Annotated in this window: 17 protein-coding genes; 10 read left to right on the top strand and 7 right to left on the bottom strand. The window is 74.9% G+C overall.

Annotated features, from left to right (window positions below; all coding sequences use genetic code 11):
- Nucleotides 1–78: 78 nt before the first annotated feature.
- Nucleotides 79–693, bottom strand: a complete 615-nt coding sequence (locus FHU36_RS36850) for a TetR/AcrR family transcriptional regulator (RefSeq protein WP_185088652.1) — start codon at nucleotides 691–693, stop codon at nucleotides 79–81.
- Nucleotides 694–772: 79 nt separating this feature from the next.
- On the opposite strand from FHU36_RS36850, the gene FHU36_RS36855 reads away from it, so the two are divergent.
- The 10 genes from FHU36_RS36855 (at nucleotide 773) to FHU36_RS36900 (ending at nucleotide 11,083) form a co-directional block, all read left to right on the top strand.
- A complete protein-coding gene (locus FHU36_RS36855; protein WP_185088653.1) occupies nucleotides 773–1,516 on the top strand; it encodes an enoyl-CoA hydratase/isomerase family protein in 744 nt (247 codons plus the stop codon).
- Entirely contained in the window at nucleotides 1,513–2,355 is an 843-nt protein-coding gene (locus FHU36_RS36860) for a 3-hydroxyacyl-CoA dehydrogenase family protein (protein ID WP_312892088.1), read from the top strand. The genes FHU36_RS36855 and FHU36_RS36860 overlap by 4 nt, the downstream gene beginning before the upstream one ends.
- 38 nt (nucleotides 2,356–2,393) lie before the next feature.
- Entirely contained in the window at nucleotides 2,394–4,427 is a 2,034-nt protein-coding gene (gene paaZ / locus FHU36_RS36865) for a phenylacetic acid degradation bifunctional protein PaaZ (RefSeq protein WP_185088654.1), read from the top strand.
- A 128-nt stretch (nucleotides 4,428–4,555) separates the two neighbouring features.
- Nucleotides 4,556–5,515, top strand: coding sequence for a 1,2-phenylacetyl-CoA epoxidase subunit PaaA (paaA, locus tag FHU36_RS36870; protein WP_185088655.1), 960 nt, complete (start codon nucleotides 4,556–4,558; stop codon nucleotides 5,513–5,515).
- Entirely contained in the window at nucleotides 5,512–5,820 is a 309-nt protein-coding gene (paaB, locus tag FHU36_RS36875) for a 1,2-phenylacetyl-CoA epoxidase subunit PaaB (RefSeq protein WP_185088656.1), read from the top strand. The genes paaA and paaB overlap by 4 nt, the downstream gene beginning before the upstream one ends.
- 8 nt (nucleotides 5,821–5,828) lie before the next feature.
- Nucleotides 5,829–6,737, top strand: a complete 909-nt coding sequence (gene paaC, locus FHU36_RS36880) for a 1,2-phenylacetyl-CoA epoxidase subunit PaaC (protein ID WP_185088657.1) — start codon at nucleotides 5,829–5,831, stop codon at nucleotides 6,735–6,737.
- Nucleotides 6,731–7,234 (top strand): 1,2-phenylacetyl-CoA epoxidase subunit PaaD, encoded by a 504-nt coding sequence (paaD, locus tag FHU36_RS36885; RefSeq protein ID WP_185088658.1) that lies wholly within the window; start codon nucleotides 6,731–6,733, stop codon nucleotides 7,232–7,234. Before paaC ends, paaD begins: the two co-directional genes overlap by 7 nt.
- A complete protein-coding gene (paaE, locus tag FHU36_RS36890) occupies nucleotides 7,231–8,313 on the top strand; it encodes a 1,2-phenylacetyl-CoA epoxidase subunit PaaE (protein WP_185088940.1) in 1,083 nt (360 codons plus the stop codon). The genes paaD and paaE overlap by 4 nt, the downstream gene beginning before the upstream one ends.
- A 42-nt stretch (nucleotides 8,314–8,355) precedes the next feature.
- The gene (locus FHU36_RS36895) at nucleotides 8,356–9,717 is read left to right on the top strand and encodes a hypothetical protein (protein WP_185088659.1); all 1,362 of its coding nucleotides are present in this window, start codon (nucleotides 8,356–8,358) and stop codon (nucleotides 9,715–9,717) included.
- Nucleotides 9,718–9,835: 118 nt separating this feature from the next.
- A complete protein-coding gene (locus FHU36_RS36900; RefSeq protein ID WP_185088660.1) occupies nucleotides 9,836–11,083 on the top strand; it encodes an FAD-dependent oxidoreductase in 1,248 nt (415 codons plus the stop codon).
- Nucleotides 11,084–11,104: 21 nt separating this feature from the next.
- On the opposite strand, the gene FHU36_RS36905 is transcribed toward FHU36_RS36900, so the two are convergent.
- The 6 genes from FHU36_RS36905 to FHU36_RS36930 are packed head-to-tail and all read right to left on the bottom strand — an operon-like array spanning nucleotide 11,105 to nucleotide 20,294.
- Nucleotides 11,105–12,448 carry a glutamine synthetase family protein gene (locus FHU36_RS36905; RefSeq protein WP_185088661.1) on the bottom strand — a complete coding sequence of 448 codons (1,344 nt, stop codon included), beginning with the start codon at nucleotides 12,446–12,448 and terminating at the stop codon, nucleotides 11,105–11,107.
- Entirely contained in the window at nucleotides 12,445–14,286 is a 1,842-nt protein-coding gene (locus tag FHU36_RS36910) for an IucA/IucC family protein (protein ID WP_185088662.1), read from the bottom strand. Before FHU36_RS36910 ends, FHU36_RS36905 begins: the two co-directional genes overlap by 4 nt.
- Entirely contained in the window at nucleotides 14,283–15,551 is a 1,269-nt protein-coding gene (locus FHU36_RS36915) for an MFS transporter (RefSeq protein WP_185088663.1), read from the bottom strand. Before FHU36_RS36915 ends, FHU36_RS36910 begins: the two co-directional genes overlap by 4 nt.
- Nucleotides 15,548–16,921 (bottom strand): lysine N(6)-hydroxylase/L-ornithine N(5)-oxygenase family protein, encoded by a 1,374-nt coding sequence (locus tag FHU36_RS36920; RefSeq protein WP_185088664.1) that lies wholly within the window; start codon nucleotides 16,919–16,921, stop codon nucleotides 15,548–15,550. Before FHU36_RS36920 ends, FHU36_RS36915 begins: the two co-directional genes overlap by 4 nt.
- Entirely contained in the window at nucleotides 16,918–18,720 is a 1,803-nt protein-coding gene (locus FHU36_RS36925) for an IucA/IucC family protein (RefSeq protein ID WP_185088665.1), read from the bottom strand. Before FHU36_RS36925 ends, FHU36_RS36920 begins: the two co-directional genes overlap by 4 nt.
- On the bottom strand, nucleotides 18,717–20,294 hold the full coding sequence (locus FHU36_RS36930) for a pyridoxal-dependent decarboxylase (protein WP_312892089.1): 1,578 nt from the start codon (nucleotides 20,292–20,294) through the stop codon (nucleotides 18,717–18,719). The genes FHU36_RS36925 and FHU36_RS36930 overlap by 4 nt, the downstream gene beginning before the upstream one ends.
- Nucleotides 20,295–20,393 lie beyond the last annotated feature (99 nt).

Consider the following 20,393-nt stretch of genomic DNA (forward strand, 5'->3'; position numbering starts at 1 on the left):
CCGCAGCGCCACAGGACGCCGCGTGCGAGGCTGCCCGTGCACGGTGATCGGCCGCCGGTGCCCGCGGCGACCGGAGGATCAGTCGCCGGCGGGCTGCCGCAGACCGTCGAAGGCGATCTTGCAGACGGCGTCCGCGAGGGCGTCGGCGCCCATGCCGCCACGCGGCCGGTACCACTCCGTCAGGGAGTTGACCAGCCCGAACAGCAGCCGGGCGGTCACCGCCGGGTCCACGTCGGGGCGGATGTCGCCCTCGGCCTCCGCCTGCAGCACCAGCTCCGTCACCAGGCGGTCGAACTCGCGGCGCCTGGCCAGGGCCGCCCGCTCGGCCTTGGTGTTGCCGCGCACGCGCAGCAGCAGCGTGACGAACGGCAGCCGGTCGACCAGCACGTGCACGCTGCGCCGGACCAGGAACTCCAGCCGGTCGATGGCTTTGCCGCTCATGACGGTCGTCTCGGCGGCCGCCTCGAACAGCCCGTCGAGCGCCCGGTCCACCGCGATGCGCAGCAACTCGTCCTTGCTCGCCACGTGGTGGTAGATCGCCGACTTGGTGATGCCGAGCTTGCGGGAGAGGTCCTCCATGCTGGTGGCCTCGTAGCCACGCTCGTTGAACACCTTGACCGCGACGGACAGCAGCGACTCGAGGTCGTAGCCGGGGCGCCCGCGCCGGGCGGGAGTGGTTCGGGTGGGTGGCACGCTACGAGTATCCCAGCGGACCTCAGAGGCCGGTACCGGCCTTGAAAACTGACCGAATGGACGGTTAATAATAGGAGGGATGAGCGAGTTCGAGACGCTGCTCGTGGACGAGCGGCCGGACCGGTTGGCCGTGACTCTCAACCGTCCGCAGGCGCGCAACGCGATCAATCTGGCCATGGTCCGCGAGCTGCACGAGGTGTGCGGGGCGCTCGAACGGCGGCCCCGCCTCCTGCTGCTCACCGGCGCTGACGGCGTCTTCGCCGCCGGGGCCGACATCGCCGAGCTGCTCGACCGCGGGCGCGACGAGGCGCTGCAGGGCATCAACAGCCGGCTGTTCGACCGGATCGCCCGGCTGCCGCTGCCGACCGTGGCGGCCGTGGACGGCTACGCGCTCGGCGGCGGCGCGGAGCTGGCCTACGCCTGCGACATCCGGCTGGCGACCCCCGAGGCCGTCTTCGGCAACCCCGAGCCGGCGCTCGGCATCATGGCGGCGGCCGGCGCCTGCTGGCGGCTCGCCGAGCTGGTGGGCGGGTCGGTCGCCAAGCAGGTGCTGCTCGGCGGCCGCAGGCTGACGGCCGCCGAGGCCGAGCGGTTCGGGCTGGTCGCCGAGGTGGTCCCCGGCCCGGAGCTGGCCGCGCACGCCCATGCCCTGCTCGACCGGATGGCGAAGTCCTCGCCGGCCGCGCTCCGGCTGACCAAGCTCGTGCTCGGCGCCCCGGGGGCGCACCCGGTGGCCGACGACCTGGCGCAGGCCGTGCTCCTGGAGAGCGCGGACAAGCGCGAGCGGATGACCGCGTTCCTGGAGCGGAGGAGGTCCTCGTGACGGTGGCAGGGGTCATCGGCGGCGGCCGGATGGGGGCCGGCATCGCGCAGGTGCTCGCCGCGGCCGGAGCGGTCGTGACGGTGGTGGAGAGCGACGCGGACGCCGCCGGGCGCGCCCGCGAGCGCGTGGCGGCCGGCCTGCGCAAGGCGGCCGAACGCGGCGGGCTCGCCGACGACCCCGCCAAGGTGCTCGACCGGATCTCCTTCGTCACCCGCGTCGCCGGACTGCCCGCGGACGCCGAGCTGGTCGTGGAGGCCGTGCCCGAGACGGCCGGGCTGAAGGCCCGGGTGCTCGCGGCGGCCGAGGACGTCGTGGCCGGCACGGCCGTGCTGGCCAGCAACACCAGTTCCCTGCCGATCGGTGAGCTGGGCTCGGCGCTGCGCGTGCCCGGCCGGTTCGTCGGCATGCACTTTTTCAACCCTGTCCCCGCCTCCCTGCTGGTCGAGATCGTCGTCGGCCCCGAGACGTCCGAGGCGACCCGCGAGCGCGCGCTCGGCTGGGTCGCCCGGCTGGCCAAGACCCCGGTGGTGGTCAAGGACTCGCCCGGGTTCGCCACCAGCCGCCTCGGCGTGCTGCTCGGCCTGGAGGCGATCCGCATGCTGGAGGAGGGGGTAGCCGACGCCGAGTCGATCGACCGGGCGATGGAGCTCGGCTACCGGCACCCGATGGGGCCGCTGCGCTCCACCGACCTGGTCGGCCTCGACGTGCGGCTGGCGATCGCCGAGCACCTGCACCGCACGCTCGGCGAGCGCTTCGCCCCGCCGCGGCTGCTGCGCGACAAGGTGGCCCGCGGCGAGCTGGGCCGCAAGAGCGGCCAGGGCTTCTACACCTGGCCCTGACCCGCTCGTTCCGAACCGAACCGACATGGAGGTCTGTCATGGCACCGCTGCGGAGTTATGTGGCCGGCTCGTGGCACGTCCCGCGGGACGAGGGCGCGCCGCTGCTGGACGCGGTCACGGGGCAGGAGGTCGCCCGGATCTCCTCGGCCGGCGTCGACTTCGGGGCCGCCCTCGCGTACGGCCGGGGCGTCGGCGGTCCCGCGCTGCGGGAGCTGACCTTCCACCAGCGCGCCGCCCTGCTCAAGGCGCTCGCCTCGCACCTGCGCGAGCACCGCGAGGAGCTGTACGAGCTGTCGGCCCGGACGGGAGCCACGCTCGGCGACTCGAAGTTCGACGTGGACGGCGGCATCGGCGTGCTGTTCTCCTACTCCAGCAAGGGGCGGCGTGAGCTGCCCAACGCGACGGTCCACCTCGACGGCGCCGTCGAGCCGCTGGGCAAGGGCGGCTCGTTCGCCGGCCTGCACCTCTACACGCCGCTGCGGGGCGTGGCCGTCCAGATCAACGCGTTCAACTTCCCGGTGTGGGGGCCGCTGGAGAAGTTCGCCCCGGCCTTCGTGGCGGGGGTGCCGTCGCTGGTCAAGCCCGCGAGCCAGACCGCCTACCTGACCGCGCGGCTGGTCGAGCTGATCGTCGAGTCGGGCATCCTGCCGGAGGGAGCGCTCCAGCTCGCCTGCGGCGCCCCGGGTGACCTGCTCGACCACCTCACCGAACAGGATCTGGTGGCCTTCACCGGTTCGGCGGCCACGGCGCAGAAGCTGCGCACCCACCCGTCGATCACCGGTCGCTCGGTGCGCTTCAACGCCGAGGCCGACTCGCTCAACTGCTCCGTCCTCGGCCCCGACGCCACGCCGGACGGCGAGGTGTTCGAGCTGTTCGTCAAGCAGCTCGTCACCGAGATGACGGTCAAGGCGGGACAGAAGTGCACCGCGATCCGCCGCGCCTTCGTCCCCGCCCACCTCATGGACGCCGTCGCCGAGGCGGCCGCCGCCCGCCTGGCACGGGTGAAGGTGGGCAACCCCGCCAACCCCGAGGTGCGCATGGGCGCGCTGGCCAGCCTCGGGCAGCGCGAGGAGGTCCGGCGCTCGCTCAAGGCGCTCATGCAGGCGGGCACGACCGTGTACGGCGACGCCGAACGGGTCGAGGTGGTGGACGCCGACCCCGAGCGGGGCGCGTTCGTGTCGCCGGTGCTGCTGCGGGTGGACGACGCCGGGCTGGCCGAGCCGCACGAGGTGGAGGCGTTCGGGCCGGTCAGCTCGCTGCTGCCGTACGGCTCCGCCGCCGAGGTGGTCGAGCTGGCCGCTCGCGGCCAGGGCAGCCTGGTCGGCTCGGTGGTGACCGGCGACCCGGACTTCGCCCGCGAGGTGGTGCTCGGCGCCGCCCCGTGGCACGGCCGCCTGCTCGTGCTCGACCCCGAGGCCGCCAAGGAGTCGACGGGACACGGCTCGCCGCTGCCGATGCTCGTGCACGGCGGTCCCGGCCGGGCCGGCGGGGGAGAGGAGATGGGCGGCGTCAGGGGCGTGCTGCACCACATGCAGCGCACCGCCGTCCAGGGCAGCCCCGACATGCTGGCGCGGGTGACCGGGCGGTGGGTGCCGGGAGCGGGCAGGTCCGTCACGGACGAGCACCCGTTCCGCAAGCACCTGGAGGACCTGCGGCCCGGCGACACCGTGGTCGGCGGGCCGCGCCCGGTCAGCCTGGCCGACGTGGAGCACTTCGCGGAGTTCACCGGCGACACCTTCTACGCCCACATGGACGAGGAGGCGGCGCGGGCCAACCCGTTCTTCGACGGCCGGGTGGCCCACGGCTACCTCATCGTGTCGCTGGCGGCCGGCCTGTTCGTGCATCCCGACCCGGGGCCGGTGCTCGCCAACTACGGCCTGGAGAACCTCCGCTTCCTCACCCCGGTCTACCCCGGCGACGAGCTGACCGTCACGCTCACCGCCAAGCAGATCGACCCGCGCGAGGACGCGGCGTACGGCGAGGTCCGCTGGGACGCCGACGTGACCAAGCAGGACGGCTCCTCGGTGGCCAGGTACGACGTGCTGACGCTCGTCGCCAAGCGCGTCCCGTAGCGGCCGGCGCCCGCCCGGGACTTGCCTGGGCGGGCGCTGTCGGCGCACACTAATACTGAACGAATGGTCGGTAGGGAAGCCAGTAGGGAAGCCAGTAGGTAAGCCGGTAGGGGAAACGGTGATGTCAGGTGAGTGCGGCCGAGGAGACCAGCCGGCTGGAGGAGCACTTCGACCGGACCATAGCCCGGGAGCAGCGGATCGAGCCGCGTGACTGGATGCCCGACGGCTACCGCAGGACGCTGGTCCGCCAGATCTCCCAGCACGCCCACTCGGAGATCATCGGGATGCAGCCCGAAGGCGAGTGGATCACCCGGGCGCCGTCCCTGCGGCGCAAGGCGATCCTGCTGGCGAAGGTCCAGGACGAGGCCGGGCACGGCCTCTACCTGTACTCCGCGGCGGAGACCCTCGGCGCCGACCGCGACGAGCTGACGGCGATGCTCATCGACGGCAGGCAGAAGTACTCCTCGATCTTCAACTACCCGACGCTGAGCTTCGCCGACGTGGGCGTGATCGGCTGGCTCGTGGACGGCGCGGCGATCTGCAACCAGGTGCCGCTGTGCCGCAGCTCGTACGGCCCGTACGCGCGGGCGATGATCCGCATCTGCAAGGAGGAGTCGTTCCACCAGCGGCAGGGCTACGAGCTGTTGATGACGATGATGCGGGGCACGCCCGAGCAGCGGACCATGGTGCAGGACGCGGTGGACCGCTGGTGGTGGCCGTCGCTGATGATGTTCGGCCCGCCCGACCACGACTCGCCCAACAGCGCCCGGTCCATGGCGTGGAAGGTCAAGCGGCACAGCAACGACGAGCTGCGCCAGCGGTTCGTGGACATGACCGTGCCCCAGGCCGAGGCCCTCGGCGTCCGGCTGCCGGACCCCGACCTGCGCTGGAACGACGAGCGCGGCCACCACGACTTCGGCGAGCTCGACTGGGCCGAGTTCAAACGGGTGATCAGCGGCGACGGCCCGTGCAACGCCCAGCGGATCGCGGTCCGGCGGGCGGCGCACGACGACGGCGCCTGGGTGCGGGAGGCCGCCGTGGCGCACGCCGCCAAGCAGGCGGACCGGGCGAGGGGAGCGGTGGCATGAGCGGCGGAGTGAGCGGCGGGGTGCGGGCGTCGTGGCCGCTGTACGAGGTGTTCGTCCGTGGCAAGCGCGGGCTCAACCACGTGCACGTCGGCTCGCTGCGGGCCCCCGACGACGAGACGGCGCTGCGCCACGCCCGCGACCTCTACACCCGCCGCAACGAGGGCGTGAGCATCTGGGTGGTGCGCTCCGACCACATCGCCGCCTCCAGCCCCGACGAGAAGGACCCGTTCTTCGCGCCGAGCGGCGACAAGGTCTACCGCCACCCCACCTTCTACGAGATCCCCGACGACGTCCCGCACATGTGAGGCCCGAGATGTCCGACGACAACCCCTACGAGGCGCTCGGCGGCGAGGGCGACGCCCGGTGGGCGTTCGGCACCGGGTTCACCGATCCGCTGGCCGGCGTCGACACGACCGTGCCCGCCGGGGTGGACGGCGGCGACCTGGCCGCGTACTGCCTCATGCTCGGCGACGACGCGCTGGTCATGTCGCACCGGCTGCAGGAGTGGTGCACGCGCGCGCCCGAGCTGGAGGAGGAGGTGGCGCTCGCCAACATCGCCCTCGACCTGCTCGGCCAGGCGCGGCTGCTGCTCGCCCGCGCGGGGCAGGCGGACGGCGGCGGGGGGAGCGAGGACGACCTCGCGTTCCTCCGCGACGCGCCGGACTTCCGCAACGTCCGGCTCGCCGAGGCGGCGGGCGGCGACTTCGCCCGGTCCATGGCCAGGCTGCTCGTCTTCGCCGCGTGGCGGCTCGCCCTGCTCGACCGGCTGACCGGGTCGCGTGACCCGGTGCTGGCGGCGGTGGCGGCCAAGGGGGTCAAGGAGGTGACCTACCACCGCGACTACGCGGCCGGTTGGGTGGTGCGGCTCGGCGACGGCACGGCCTACTCGCGGTCCCGGATGGAGGAGGGGCTGGCGGCGGTCTGGCCGCTCGTGGCCGAGCTGTTCACGCCGCACGAGGTGGAGCTGCGCCTGGCGCGGGCCGGGGTGGCGGTCGATCCGTCGGAACTGCGCGCGGAGTTCGACGCCGTCCTGGACCAGGTGCTCGACGCCGCCGGCCTCACCCGCCCGGCCGCCGTGCCGGTCGAGGGGAGACAGGCCGCCCAGGAGGCCGGAGAGGCCCCGGAGGCGGGCGGCCGGGACGGGCGGCACGGTGCGGAGCTGGACGAGGTGCTGGCCGTGATGCAGAGCGTGGCACGGGCCCTGCCGGGAGCGACATGGTGACGACCCGGGACACCGCGCGCGAGGTCGCCGCGAACGTGGCCGACCCCGAGCTGCCCCTGCTGACCCTGGCCGACCTCGGCATCCTGCGCGAGGTCGAGGTGGACGACGGCCGGGTGGTCGTCACGATCACGCCCACCTACAGCGGGTGCCCGGCGATGGCGGCCATCCGGGCCGACCTCACGGCGAGCCTGCGCGAGGCGGGCTACGCCGAGGTGGAGGTCCGTACGCGCCTGTCACCGCCGTGGACGACCGACTGGATCACCGAGGCCGGGCGCCGCAAGCTGGCCCAGGCCGGCATCGCGCCACCCGGCCCCGTACCGGCCCGTGCGACCGGGCCCGTGCCGCTCACCCTCGGCCCGCCGCGCCGCCGGGTGCGCTGCCCGCGCTGCGGCTCGGCCGAGACGGAGGAGCTGTCCCGGTTCGGCGCGACGGCCTGCAAGGCGCTGTGGCGCTGCCGGGCCTGCGCCGAGCCGTTCGAGCACGTCAAGGAGATCTGACCGTGACCATCGCCCAGCAGGAGGACCACGCCCGCGCGGGCTTCGCGCGGCTGCGGGTGGCCGGGGTCGACAGGCTCTGCGACGACGCCGCGGCCATCACCTTCGACGTCCCCGCCGAGCTGGCGGGCCGCTACGCCTTCCGCCCCGGTCAGTGGCTCACGCTGCGCCGGGTGGTGGACGGGCGGGAGGAGCGCCGGTCGTACTCCATCTGCGCCCCGGCGGGCGCCCGCCCGCGGATCGGCGTGCGGGAGATCCCGGACGGGCTGTTCTCCACCTGGCTGGTGCGCGAGCTGGCGGCGGGTGACGAGGTGGAGGTGCTGCCGCCCGCCGGCGCGTTCACCCCCGACCTGAGCCGGCCGGGCCACCACGTGCTGGTCGCCGCCGGGTCCGGCATCACGCCGGTCATGTCCATCGCGGCGTCGGCCCTGGACGACCCGGGGAGCCGGGTGACGCTCCTGTACGGCAACCGCACGGCCGGCAGCGTGATGTTCGCCGACGAGCTGGCCGACCTGAAGGACGCGCATCCGGCGCGGTTCGAGCTGTTCCACGTGCTGTCGCGGGAGCCACGCGAGGCCGAGCTCTTCACCGGCCGGCTGGACGGCGAGCGGCTGCGCCTCCTGCTCCCCGCGCTCACGCCCGTCGCCGAGGTGGACCACTGGTGGCTGTGCGGCCCGTTCGGCATGGTCACCGCCGCCCGGCAGGTGCTGGCCGAGCTGGGCGTGCCGGCCGGCCGGGTGCACCACGAGCTCTTCTACGTGGACGAGCCGCCGCCCGCCCCTGTGCGCCGGACCGGCCCGGTCACCGGCAGCGAGGTGACCGTGATGCTCGACGGGCGGGTCACGACGGCGAAGGTGCCCGAGGGCGTGTCCGTGCTGGAGGGGGCGCAGCGGGTACGGCCCGACCTGCCGTTCGCGTGCAAGGGCGGCGTGTGCGGGACGTGCCGCGCCCACGTGGTGGACGGCAAGGTGGAGATGCGGCGCAACTTCGCGCTCGAACCGGCCGAGGTGGCCGCCGGGTTCGTCCTCACCTGCCAGTCCTATCCGGTCTCCGAGGCCGTCACGGTGGACTACGACGTCTGACCAGGGCGGGGGTGTCGGCGGGAGCCGCTACGGTGTGGGGCCATGTCGACAAGATCACGATTATGGTGGGCGGTAGCACTCGCCGTCTCCGGCGTCGGGGTGGGATACGCGCTGTCCCTGGAGGAGCGCTCGTTCATGATGTTCTGGGCGAACGCCTTCTGCCCAGGGCGTGAGGCGGCTTTGGAGGCCACCCTCCTGCTGTGGGGGGCCGGCCGATGGGTGCCGCCGCTCTGGTACGGCGGGGCGCCGCTGGTGGTGCTGGCCTTCGTCGGGCACTGGCTGGCGACCCGGCGGGGACGGCCGCGCGCCGGGCGGATCGCGGGCCGGGTCACCGCCGGCGCGCTCCTGCTGCTGCACGGGCTCGGCCCGGCGGGGTTCGCGGTGGACCTGGCCCTGGACCGGGCCTGTCTGGAGAGCTGGGGCGGCTGGGAGGGCGTGTGGTTCCTCCTCGACACCGACGTCGCGCCCACGGTGGCCGCGTTCTGCGTGCTGGCGGCGGTGCGGATCCCCCGGCATCGAGTGCGCCGGCTGCTGCGTTCCCGGCCGTTCCGGCGCTGGGCGGCAGGGGTGGCCGCGTTCGGGCTGCTGGTGCAGATCCCGGTGGCGGACCTGGCCGCCGGCCCGATCACGCCGCTGGACCGCTGCGGAGACCGCTACCGGCCGGGGGAACAGGCCGGACGCCTGGCCTTCCTGTGCGGGCTGCGCGGGCAGGGCCGGTTCACCGCCGTCGGCGACCACCTCGCGCTCGCCTACGGCCGGGCCCGGTGCGCGGCCTACCGGTCGTACGGCGGCGACAGCCATCTGCTCGCCCCGATCTGCCCCGCCGCCGCGGCCGTGGCCCGGCGGGAGACGGAGCGGGAGGAGGCCGAGTGGCGGGCGGAGGAGGCCGCCGCCCAGCGGATCTGCGACCGTTCCCGGCACCGCCCGCTGGTCAGGCCGCTGCGCGTCGTCCGGGAGCGTACGTCGACCGACTACGGCGTGCTGGAGTCGATCGAAGGCGACCCCGCGGAGCCGAACTACGACCCCTACGGCGGCGGCCTGCTGCAGAGGGCCCAGGCCAACGAGCTGGTGGCGGCCCGCCCCGGGCACCTGATCGTGCTCAGCCACTCCGACTTCGACATCTGCCTGACCGGCGAGACATACCGCCGCCGGCCGCCGGTGGAGGTGAAAGGCTGGGATCACGTGGTCGAGGTGGGCTACGAAAGCACGTCGGGGTCGATCGAGCTGATGGACCCGATGGCCGGTGCGGGCCTGCCGAACCTGGCCTTCCGCGGCAAGGGGCACTACCGGGTCCGGGTGCACTACCGCGAGCCCGACTACGACGCCTGGACCCCACAGCACCTGCTGATCATGATCTTTCCGGGCCGGGGCGAGAAGGTCGTCGAGCACCGGGAGAAGCGCTAGGAGTCCTGGCGGCGGCGTCCCGGAATGCAGCGGGCACGCTTGACGGGAGGGCGGGGGCGAGCGATGCTGAAATTATTCAACAAGCGATGAAAAATAGGCGATGAAGAGGGTGGGGCCGATGACCGGACACACGACGTGCGCCGTCGTGGGCGGCGGGCCCGCGGGGATGGTGCTGGGCCTGCTGCTGGCACGCGCCGGCGTCGAGGTGACCGTGCTGGAGAAGCACGGCGACTTCCTGCGCGACTTCCGCGGCGACACCGTCCACCCGTCCACGCTGCTCCTGCTCGACCAGCTCGGCCTGGGGGAGAGGTTCGCCGCGCTCCCGCAGAGCCGGCTCTACGAGGCCGCCTTCCCCGCCGCGGACGGCGGCCGGGTCGTGGTGGCCGACTTCCGCAGGCTGCGCACCGCGCACCCGTACATCGCGATGGTCCCCCAGTGGGACCTGCTCAACCTGCTCGCCGAGGCCGGCCGCGCCGAGCCGCGCTTCCACCTCCGGATGGACACCGAGGTCACCGGCCTGGTGGGCGAGTCCGGGCGGGTGGCCGGGGTCCGCTACCGAACCCCCGACGGCACGACCGGCGAGCTGCGCGCGGACCTGGTCGTCGGCTGCGACGGCCGCTGGTCGGTCGTCCGCCGGCGGGCGGGCCTGCGCCCCCGGGAGTACCCGGTGCCCATGGACGCCTGGTGGTTCCGGCTGCCCCGCGCACGCGACGAGCAGGCCGGGGCCCTGATGCCCGGCATGAGCAGGGGCCACTTCGCGGCCGTCATCCCGCGGCGGGACTTCTTCCAGATCGCCTACCTGGCGCCCAAGGGCCTCGACGCGCGGCTGCGGGCCGAAGGGGTGGAGGCGTTCCGCGAGCGGATCAGGGCGGTGCTGCCGCGCTTCGCCGACCGGCTCGGCGAGATCGGGTCGATGGACGACGTCAAGCACCTCGACGTCCGGCTCAACCTGCTGCGGCGCTGGCACGTCCCCGGCGCGCTGTGCATCGGCGACGCCGCCCACGCCATGTCGCCGATCGGCGGAGTCGGGATCAACCTCGCCGTGCAGGACGCCGTCGCCACCGCGCGGCTGCTCGCCGGGCCGCTGCTGCGCGGGCGCGTCACGTCCGCCGACCTGGCCAGGGTGCGCCGCAGGCGGCTGCTGCCGACCATGCTGGTGCAGGCCATCCAGCGCGTGATGCACCGGACGCTGGTCCGGCCGACGATCGAGGGCCGGCGCGGCGGGCCGCCCAGGGCCGCCGCGGTCCTCACCCAGCGGGTGCCCGGCATCCGGTCGGTCACGGCCTACCTGATCGGCATCGGGTTCCTGCCGGAGCAGGCGCCCGGCTTCGCCCGACGGCCCGGCAGGGCGGCCGTCCGCGCGTGACGAGGCGACGGCCCGCGCCGCTCACAGGCGTTCGAAGCCGCGCATCCGCTCCCAGTCGGTGACCGCCGTCTCGAACGCCTCCAGCTCGGCCCGCGCCGCCTGCGCGTAGTGCCGCACCACCGCGTCGCCGAACACCTTGGCCGCCAGCTCGCCGCCCTCCCACAGCCGCAGCGCCTCGGCCAGCGTCGCCGGCAGCCGGGGCACCGACGGGTCGGCCAGGGCGTTGGCCTCGTGCGGGGCGGGCAGCGGCAGCCGGTTCTCGATCCCGTACAGGCCGGCGGCGACCATGGCGGCCAGAGCCAGGTAGGGGTTGGCGTCCCCGCCCGGCACCCGGTGCTCGATGCGCAGCGACGCGCCCGAGCCGACCACGCGGATCGGGCAGGTGCGGTTGTCCCTGCCCCAGGTGATGCCGGTCGGGGCGAACGCACCGGGCCGCAGGCGCTTGTAGGAGTTGACGTTCGGGGCCATCAGCAGCGTCAGCTCGGGCAGGCAGGCGAGCTGGCCCGCCACGAAGTGCCGCATGAGCTCCGCCATGCCGTCGCCGGCCGCCTCGTCGGCGAACACCGCCGTGCCGTCCGTGCCGCGCAGCGACAGGTGGACGTGGCAGGAGTTGCCCTCGCCCTCGTCGAACTTCGGCATGAACGTCAGCGCCACGCCCTCCTGGGCGGCGATCTGCTTGGCGCCGTTCTTGAACAGGACGTGCTTGTCGCAGGTGGCCATCGCCTCGTCGTAGCGGAAGACGATCTCGTACTGGCCGGCGTGGCACTCCCCGCGGGCCGTCTCCATCGGCAGCCCGGCCCGCACCATCTCGCGGCGGATCCGGCGCACGACGGGCTCGATCTCGGCCAGCCCCTGCAGCGAGTAGTCCACGTTGTAGCGGGTGGCGGTCTCCAGGCCGTGGTAGCGGCGCTCCCAGGCGTCCCGGTAGGTGTCACGGAAGACCAGGAACTCCAGCTCGGTGCCGGCGAACGCGGTCAGCCCGCGTTCGGCGAGCCGGTCGAGCTGCGTGCGCAGGATGCGGCGCGGGGCCACCTCGACCGGCTCGCCGCCGGGCCAGACGGCGTCGGCGAGGACGAGCGCGGTGCCCGGGTCCCAGGGGAGCGGGCGCAGCGTGGCCGGGTCGGGCCGCAGCACGAAGTCGCCGAAGCCGGAGTTCCAGGCGTCGATGGCGTACCCGGGGCCGGTGCCCATCTCCACGTCGGACGCCAGCAGGTAGACGCACGCGCCGAAGCCCTGCCGCGCCACCTCCTCCAGGAAGTACGGCACCGACAGGCGGCTGCCCTGCAGGCGGCCCTGCAGGTCGGGGACGCTGACGATGACCTCCTCCGCCCGGTGGCGCAGCTCCTCGTAGGTGAGCGCCGTCATCGGACCTCCTCCTTCCGCGCGACGGGCTTCTGCCGGACGACTGGATCGGCGAGTGGATCGGCGAGTGGATTCGCGACGGTGCCGTGGACCACGTCGAAGCCCTCGTCCCGCTCGGCCCGGTCGTGGAAACCGCCGCCGAGCAGCTGTTCCCGGTTCAGCGCCACCCGGTCGAAGCGGGGCGCGAGCAGGCCGAACGCCTCCGACCGGCCGGCCAGGTCGGGGAACCGGGCGTGGTACCGGTCGATCTCGGCGCGCACCAGCCCCCAGAACTCCGCCTCCGGCACGCCGAGATGCCGCTCGGCCAGCGGCGCGAAGAACCGGAAGTGGCCCGCGAAGACCGCGCTGAGCAGCGAGTGCGCCAGGTCCCCGGCCGGCCAGCGCAGCAGCACCCCGCGGGCCCGCGCCGACAGGCTCGCGTACTCGGGCAGGTCGTCGGGCAGCAGGTTGACGTCCTCGGCGAAGTCCTTGAGCGCGATGCCGACGGGGACCTCGGCGGCGTCGTAGAGGATCACGGTGTTCTCGCCGTGCGGGCAGTACGCCACGCCGTACCGGTAGAGGTAGTGCAGCAGCCCCGGCAGCAACGCCGACAGGAACCGGGCCAGCCAGGCGCGCGGCGCGAGCCCGGAGCGCCCGACCAGCTCGGCCACCAGGGCGCGGCCGTCCGACCCGATCTTGAGCAGGGCGGCCATGGTGCGCGCCCGCTCGCCCTCGCCGAGCAGCGCCGCCACCGGTTCGCGCCACACCGCGCCGAGCAGCTCGTGATAGCGGTACGGCGCGTCGCGCACGCCGTCGTAGAGCGGGTGGCGCACGGCGACGGCGGCCACCTCGCCGAGCGGATGGAAGCGCAGCTCGTCGCGCAGGTACGGGTCGGCCGCCCGGACGGCGTGCAGCCAGGCGGTCACGTCGGGCGCGGCCCTGGTCGGCTCGGTGGACAGCCCCCGCCACACCAGCGTGTTGCGGATGAGCAGCGGCACCTTGACGTTGCGCCGATCCGGGCGGTCCAGGTTGGCCAGCGTGCGGATCGACTGCAGCGGCCGGTAGCGGTCGGGCCCCTCGCCGAGGAGCACGATCCGCCCGTCGGCCAGGTACGGGGCGAACAGCGTCTCGACGGCCTCGTCCCAGTGGAACGGGTGCACGGGCAACCAGGCGAACCCGTCCGGGTCCAGCCCGGTGGCGGCGCAGGCGTCCTCCAGGGCGACGGCGAACCGCTTGCGCGTCTCGTCGTCCAGTTCCTCGGTCAGCAGCGTCCCGGCGCCCAGACCGGGCACGCCGGAGTAGTCGGCGAGCGAGCCGTGCACGGCCGCCCAGAGCAGCCGCACCTCGCCGCCGGCCTCGGGGGCGTAGGCGGCGGCGTCGGAGCCGGAGAAGCCGAGCCGGCCCTTGTTCAGCAGCATGCAGGGGTGGCCGTCCTGGTACGCCTCCAGGTCCAGGTGGTCCAGGTCGGCGAGCCGGGCGGCGGGCAGGGCGCGGGAGATCAGCTCGGCCTCGGCCCGGCGGGTGGCGGTCAGCTCGCGCAGCACCTCGGCCGTGGTGGGGCCGTCCCAACCGAGCACCTCGCGGGCGTCCAGCAGCAGCCGCTCGGGCCCCGCCTCCTCGCCGCCGGCCGGTTCGGGCAGCCGCCGGAGCGTGCCGTCCACCAGGCGCCAGGCGCCGAACGTGCCGCGGGTGGCACGGAACGTCCAGCACGCGTCGCCCAGCTCCAGCCGGTAGGCGTCGGGACGGCCCGAGCCGGGGTCGGGCTCGGGCACGAGGAGTTCCTCGTAGGCGAACTCCTCGACGGCCTTGGCGAGCAGCCGGTGGCCCGCCTGCTGCCAGGCGTCGCGGTCAGGGCGGTTCATGGGGTCTTCTCCTCGGAGTACGTCAGGGAGGGCAGGACGGGACCGGCGCCGGCGCGGCGCGCGGACAGGGCCAGGGCGAACACCTGGACGACCGCCGCGACGGCGATCGGCAGAGCCAGGTCGTGGGAGACGGCGGTCGCGGCGACCAGCGGCGCGGCCAGCAGCCCGGCGGAGCGGACCGTCTCGACGGCGGTGAACGCCGGTCCGGCCGTGCCTGTGGCGCGGAACGCCCACAGCTCAACGGCCACCTGCGCCAGCCCCAGCCCGGTCCCGAACAGCAGCCGCCCGCCGGCCAGCCCCGCCACGGACGACGACAGCGCCTGCCAGGCGAGCCCGGCCGCGCCGACCGCCAGGGCGACCGGCAGCAGCCGGTCACCCAGCAGGCCGTGGCAGCGGCGCACCACGGGCAGCACGGCCAGCGCGGCCACGCTCGGCAGGAAGAACAACACCGCCGACCCGGCCGGGCCGCCGCCCAGCCCGTCGGCGAACTCGGTGAAGAACGGCCGTGCCACGTTCACCGAGAAGTCGAACATCACCCCGACCAGCGCCGCCTGCGCGAGCACCGCGAACCGGACGCCCCGGCGGGGCGCCTCCCGCACGGCCGGCACCGGGCCGGCGGCAGCGCTGCTCGCCGCGCGCCGCCCGAGGATGCGGAAGGTCAGCACGGCCAGCGCCACGTCCAGGACGGCGAACGCCGAGATGCCCACCCGCGGCTCGGGCAGCGCCAGCACCCCGGCGCCCACGGCCGTCGCCACGACGGTGGACAGGTGGAACACGACGACGATCGAGCAGATCCCGGCCAGCCGGGCGCCCTCCCCGCGCTCGCCGGCGCCGTCGTGCTCGGCGATGAACGCCGGGTACGCCAGCAGCAGGGCGCTGTTGGTCGCCACCACCGCCCCGGACAGCACGGTGTAGGCGGCGTGACTCGGGGCCAGGCCGAGCAGCAGGTCGAACACGGCCGAGCCGCACAGCCCGGCCAGCACCAGCCGGTGCAGCGGCCAGCGCCGCGCCGCCAGGCCCCACAGCGGGAGCGCGGCGAGGCCGACGATCCGGCAGATCCACAGGTAGCCGCCGGTCGCCCCCGGATCGGTGATGCCGTACAGCCGCTCGAAGAGCTGCGGCAGGAACGGCGTCAGCGCCGTCTCGGCCACCAGGTGCAGCCCGATCACCGAGATCAGCACCACCCTGGCGGGCCGGCCGGGCCGGCCCGCCGGTGCCCCGGCCGCCTCCGCCGCGACCTCGCCGGTGGTGACGTCCGTGGTCACCGCAACGAGCCCTCGGCGGCCTCCGCCGTGACGCCCCGCGGCTGGTGGCCCGGCACGCGCGGCGCGCCGAACGTCGTCCACGCCGCCCGCTCCGGCACCGGCAGCACCGTGCGGCCCGCCACCGCGTTCAGGATGGTCGCCGCCCGCCACGCGCCCAGCGTCAGGTCGGGCGCGCCGACGCCGTGGGTGTGCATCTCGGCGTTCTGGACGTACAGCGACCCGGACACGCGCGGGTCCAGCGCCACCCGGTAGGAGCCGTCCACCTGGTAGCGGCCCCGGCCGTCCCAGTCGACCAGGTCGGCCAGCGGCTCCAGGAACGCGGGCCGGGCCGCGGCGTACCCGGTGGCCATCACCACGGCCGAGGTGCGCACCTGGAAGAACGCCTCCTGCTCGGCGTGCCGGCAGGTCAGCGCGTAGCCGTCGCCGCCGGCGCTGGCCGAGACGACCTCCACGCCGGGGTGCAGCGCGGCGCGCGGCTCGGCGCCGCCGATGGTCCGCTCGTACAGCTCGTCGTGGATGTCGCCGAGCGTCTCGGCGCTGACGCCCTTGTAGAGCTGCCACTGCTCGCGCACCAGCCGCTCGCGCCGGTCCTCGGGCAGGCCGCGGAAGTAGCCGATGTAGTCGGGGGTGAAGTGCTCCAGGCCGAGCTTGGAGTACTCCATGGGCGCGAAGGCCGGGGTGCGGGCCAGCCAGCGCACGTACGGCCCGCCCCGCCCGGCGCCGTCCTGGCTGCGCAGCAGGTCGAGCACCACCTCGGCGCCCGACTGCCCGGCCCCGACCACGGTAACGTCGTCGGCGGCGGCCAGCCGGTCGCGGTGGGTGCGGTAGTCGGCGCTGTGCAGCACCCGGCCCGCGTGGACCTCCGTGAGGAGAGGCCGCAGCGGCTCCGGCACGACGGGCACCGTGCCGACGCCCAGCACCACCTGCCGGGCGAGCACCCGCGTGGCCGTCCCGGCCCCCGAGCGGTACGTCACCGCGAACGCGCCGTCCGTCTCGTCCCACTCCAGCGTTGTCACCTCGGCGTCGAACCGGCACGACGGCACCCGTTCGGCGACCCACCGGCAGTAGTGGTCGTACTCGCGGCGCGGGATGTGGAACCGCTCGGAGAAGAAGAACGGGAACATCCGGTCGTGGTTGCGGATGTAGTTGAGGTACGACCACGGGCTCGTCGGGTCCGCCATCGTCACCAGGTCGGCCAGGAACGGCACCTGCAGCACCGTCCCCTCCATGAGCAGCCCCGGATGCCAGGAGAAGGCCGGCCTGGCGTCCAGGAAGAGGGAGCGCAGCCCCGGGACGCCGTCCGACAGCGCGGCCAGCGACAGGTTGAAGGGGCCTATGCCGACGCCGACCAGGTCATAGCGGGCGGTCACCGCTCCACCTCCGTGAGTGGGTTGGGAAGATCGATGTAGACGGACTGGGTGTGGACGTCGCCGACGAGCTCGTCGCGGCCGTCCACGCAGGTCAGGTAGTTGCCCTTGCAAGGGAGCGCGGGGGCGTCCAACAGCAGGCCGAGCAGGCCCTTGGCGGCGGGTTCGGCGGCGCGCAGCCGCTCCAGGGCCGCGCGCAGCACGCGCAGCAGCGCGCCCTCGTCGGCCAGGCCCAGCGCGCCGAACGCGCCGACCAGGCCGAGCAGGTTGTTGACGCCGAGGTAGTAGGCGACCCGCTCGTCCACGAACGCGTCGTCGAAGACGAGGTCCACGCCGTCGGTCAGGCCGGGCAGCAGCCGGTCCAGCTCGGCGGCGCGGGAGGCGGCCACGTAGTAGCCCTGGCTGTCGCGGTACCAGCCGGCGCTCGGCAGGCCGTCGTCGTCCAGCGCGACCAGGGTGTTCTGGTGGTGGGGCTCCAGGGCGACGCCGTACCTGGCCTGCAGCCGGATCAGGGGGACGGCGAGCACGTCGAGGTAGCGGGTCAGCCACAGCGCCGCCGCCTCGCCGGGTGGCAGCCCGCGCGCCCGGACCGTCCGGTCCAGGGCGGCCGACAGCAGCGCCCGGTGCGGGGGAGGCGAGCCGTCGCCGGGGCCGGTCCGCTCGGCCAGCAGTCCGGCCACGCACAGGCCCTCGCGGTCGCCGCCCCGGAACGGGTTGTCGCGAACGGCCGTCTCCAGGCCGGTCTCGCCGTCCGTGCCCGCCGAGATCCATGCGAAGTCGCGCAGGATCGCGAAGTCCGGGTGCTCGGCGCGCAGCCACCGCGCCGGTCCGGCCGCCAGCAGGCGGGCCGCGCGGACGCCGAGGCGCATCTCGGAGCGGAGGTTGTCGCGCCGGGAGTTGGTGATCCGCATGCCGAGGGACAGCTTGAGCATCACGTCCGCGCCGGGCCGGTGCACGGTGCGCACCGACGACGTGGCGTGCCAGGCCGGGCCGGCCGGGCCGAGCGGGCGCAGCAGCCCGGCCTCCACCAGCGCCGCCACCTCGGGGCGCCGCAGCACCTCGCGCGCCTGCCACGGGTGGGCGGGCACCGGCACCATGCCGTCCGGCAGGTCCAGCTCCGGCGCGAGATCCCGGCCCAGCTCGGCCGGGGTCCGCCCGTCGGCGCTCTCGCCCGCCACGACGGCCGGGTCCGCGGCGAACCAGTGCAACGGGAACGAGCCTCGCAGCTCGGGCGAGTACGCGGCCAGCTCCCCGTCGGAGGCCTCCTCACGGCTCTTCGGCGCGGGGTGGAACGGGTGCCCGAGCAGCAGCGCCTGCTCGGCGTCCAGGAACGGGGTCGGCCCCCGCCCGCCGGGCCCCTCGGCGCGCCGCGCGGCCAGGTGGGCGGCGGTGCGGCGGGCGGAGTTCAGCACCCGCGCGGCGGCGTCGGACCCCAGATGGGCGGGCAGGCCCCGGCCTACCACGGTCTCCCGCACCGCCACGGCCGCCACCAGCGCCGTGTCCGCCTTCCGCGCCGTGTCCGCCTCCCGCGCCGTGTCCCCCGCCAGCGCCGCGTCCGCCTCCCGCGCGCCCACGGCAGGCTCGCCGAAGCGGTGCCAGCCGGTCGCCGACCGGTAGCGGACCGGGACCCGCAGCCGGACCCCGCTGGCGGGGAAGTCCAGCACCAGCTCATCTCCCGGAGGCGGCACCGGCGTCGCGGTCTCCCGCACGTAGGCGCGCAGCAGCGTCTCCACGGCGGCCGCCTCACCCGCCCGCCCCGGATCGGGCAGGTCCAGCGGATCCGTGCCGTCGAAGGTGTTCACAGCGCGTCCTCCTCGGCCTGACCGGCCGCCGCGACCGCGTGCAGGAGCCGTTCGACCTGGTCCACGGTCGTGTGCGGGTTGAGCAGGGTGAGCTTGAGCCGGACCCGGCCGGGGCCGTCGCCCGGCAGCTCGGTACGGCCCACGACCGCCCGCCCCTCGCGCAGCAGGCGGCGCCGCAGCCCGGCGTTCACCTGGTCGGCCCGGGCCGGGTCGCCCGGGACGTAGCTGAACAGGAACGCCGTCAGGATCGGGTCGGCGTGCAGCTCCAGCCGGGGGTGGGCGCGCACCGCCTCGGCCCCGGCGCGGGCCAGGTCGTGGCAGGCGTCCACGAGGCGGCCCAGCCCGTCACGGCCCAGCGTGCGCAGCGTGACGGCGATCTTGAACGCGTCGGCGCGGCGGGTCGTGCGCAGCGAGCGGCCCAGCAGGCTCGGGTACCCGGCCTCCTCGTCGTCGGCCGGGTTCAGGTAGACGGCGCGGCGGGCCAGCGACTCGTACGTCTCCTCCCGGCGCACCAGGAACACCCCGGCGGCGACGGGCTGCCAGCCGAGCTTGTGCCAGTCCAGGGAGACCGAGTCGGCCAGCTCGATGCCCGCCACGAGCGGCGCGAGCCGGTCCGAAAGCAGCGCCCCGCCCCCGTAGGCGGCGTCCACGTGCAGCCAGGCGCCGTGCTCGGCGGCCAGCGCAGCGCACGTCCCGAGCGGGTCGATCGCCCCGGTGTCGGTGGTGCCGGCCGTGGCCACCACGGCGACCGGCACCTCGCCGCGCCCGGCGGACGCGCGCAGCGCCCCGGCCAGCGCGTCCGGGTCCATCCGCAGGTTCCTGTCCACCGCGACGGACACGACGGCGTCCTCACCCAGGCCGAGCAGGGCGGCCGAGCGGCGGACCGAGAAGTGGGCGGCGGCGGAGGCGAAGATCCGGGCTCGCGGCCCGCCGGCCGGCACGCCGCCGAGCTGCACCGGCCGCCCGGAGGTCCGGCCCAGCACCTGGTCGCGGGCCAGCATCAGGCCCATGAGGTTCGACTCGGTGCCGCCCGAGGTGACCACACCGGCGGCCCCGGGCGGGTAGCCGACCAGCGCGGCCAGCTCCCGCAGCAGCAGCGTCTCCATCTCCGTGGCGGCGGGCGCCTGGTCCCAGGAGTCCAGGGACGGGTTCAGCGCCGAGACGGCCAGGTCGGCGGCGACCGCGACGGCGAGCGGCGGGCAGTGCAGGTGCGCGGCACAGGCCGGGTCGGCCGGGTCGGCGCTGCCGTACGCCAGCAGCGCCGTCAGCCGGCGCAGCGCGTCCTCGCCGGGTGCGGCGAGCTCCCGGGCCACCTCGGCCGCCAGCTCCTCGGGCGTGCCGGCCGGCAGCGGTCCGCCCCGCCGCTCCGCCCCCTCGGCGAGGGCGTCGAGGACGGCGCGCACGGCGGGCGCCAGGGCCGCCGGCCCGGCCACCCCGCCCGCCGACGCCGTGCCGTTCGCTCCGGGCGTGCCGATGGCTTCGGGTGTGCCGATGGCTTCGGGCGTGCCGTTCGCTTCGGGCCGGCCGGGCTCTTCTCGCTGGGTGACGTCTTTGCGCTGGTCAGGCTCGTTCACGCGGTCAGCGTTCCCCGCGCTCCCGGTTCCCACCGCGGGCTGGACGGGCTCCGTGGGAGCGGTCAGCACGCCGCCCGAACGCGCGCCATCCCGGGTCGG

The sequence above is a fragment of the Nonomuraea muscovyensis genome (assembly GCF_014207745.1).
GTDB lineage: Bacteria > Actinomycetota > Actinomycetes > Streptosporangiales > Streptosporangiaceae > Nonomuraea > Nonomuraea muscovyensis.

Excerpts from the sequence above, each read along its gene's own strand:
- paaZ (WP_185088654.1), top strand. The coding sequence starts at position 2,394 with ATGGCACCGCTGCGGAGTTATGTGGCCGGCTCGTGGCACGTCCCGCGG.
- FHU36_RS36900 (WP_185088660.1), top strand. The coding sequence starts at position 9,836 with ATGACCGGACACACGACGTGCGCCGTCGTGGGCGGCGGGCCCGCGGGG.
- paaD (WP_185088658.1), top strand. The coding sequence starts at position 6,731 with ATGGTGACGACCCGGGACACCGCGCGCGAGGTCGCCGCGAACGTGGCC.
- FHU36_RS36855 (WP_185088653.1), top strand. The coding sequence starts at position 773 with ATGAGCGAGTTCGAGACGCTGCTCGTGGACGAGCGGCCGGACCGGTTG.
- FHU36_RS36910 (WP_185088662.1), bottom strand. The coding sequence starts at position 14,286 with ATGAACCGCCCTGACCGCGACGCCTGGCAGCAGGCGGGCCACCGGCTG.
- paaB (WP_185088656.1), top strand. The coding sequence starts at position 5,512 with ATGAGCGGCGGAGTGAGCGGCGGGGTGCGGGCGTCGTGGCCGCTGTAC.
- FHU36_RS36905 (WP_185088661.1), bottom strand. The coding sequence starts at position 12,448 with ATGACGGCGCTCACCTACGAGGAGCTGCGCCACCGGGCGGAGGAGGTC.
- FHU36_RS36895 (WP_185088659.1), top strand. The coding sequence starts at position 8,356 with ATGTCGACAAGATCACGATTATGGTGGGCGGTAGCACTCGCCGTCTCC.
- paaC (WP_185088657.1), top strand. The coding sequence starts at position 5,829 with ATGTCCGACGACAACCCCTACGAGGCGCTCGGCGGCGAGGGCGACGCC.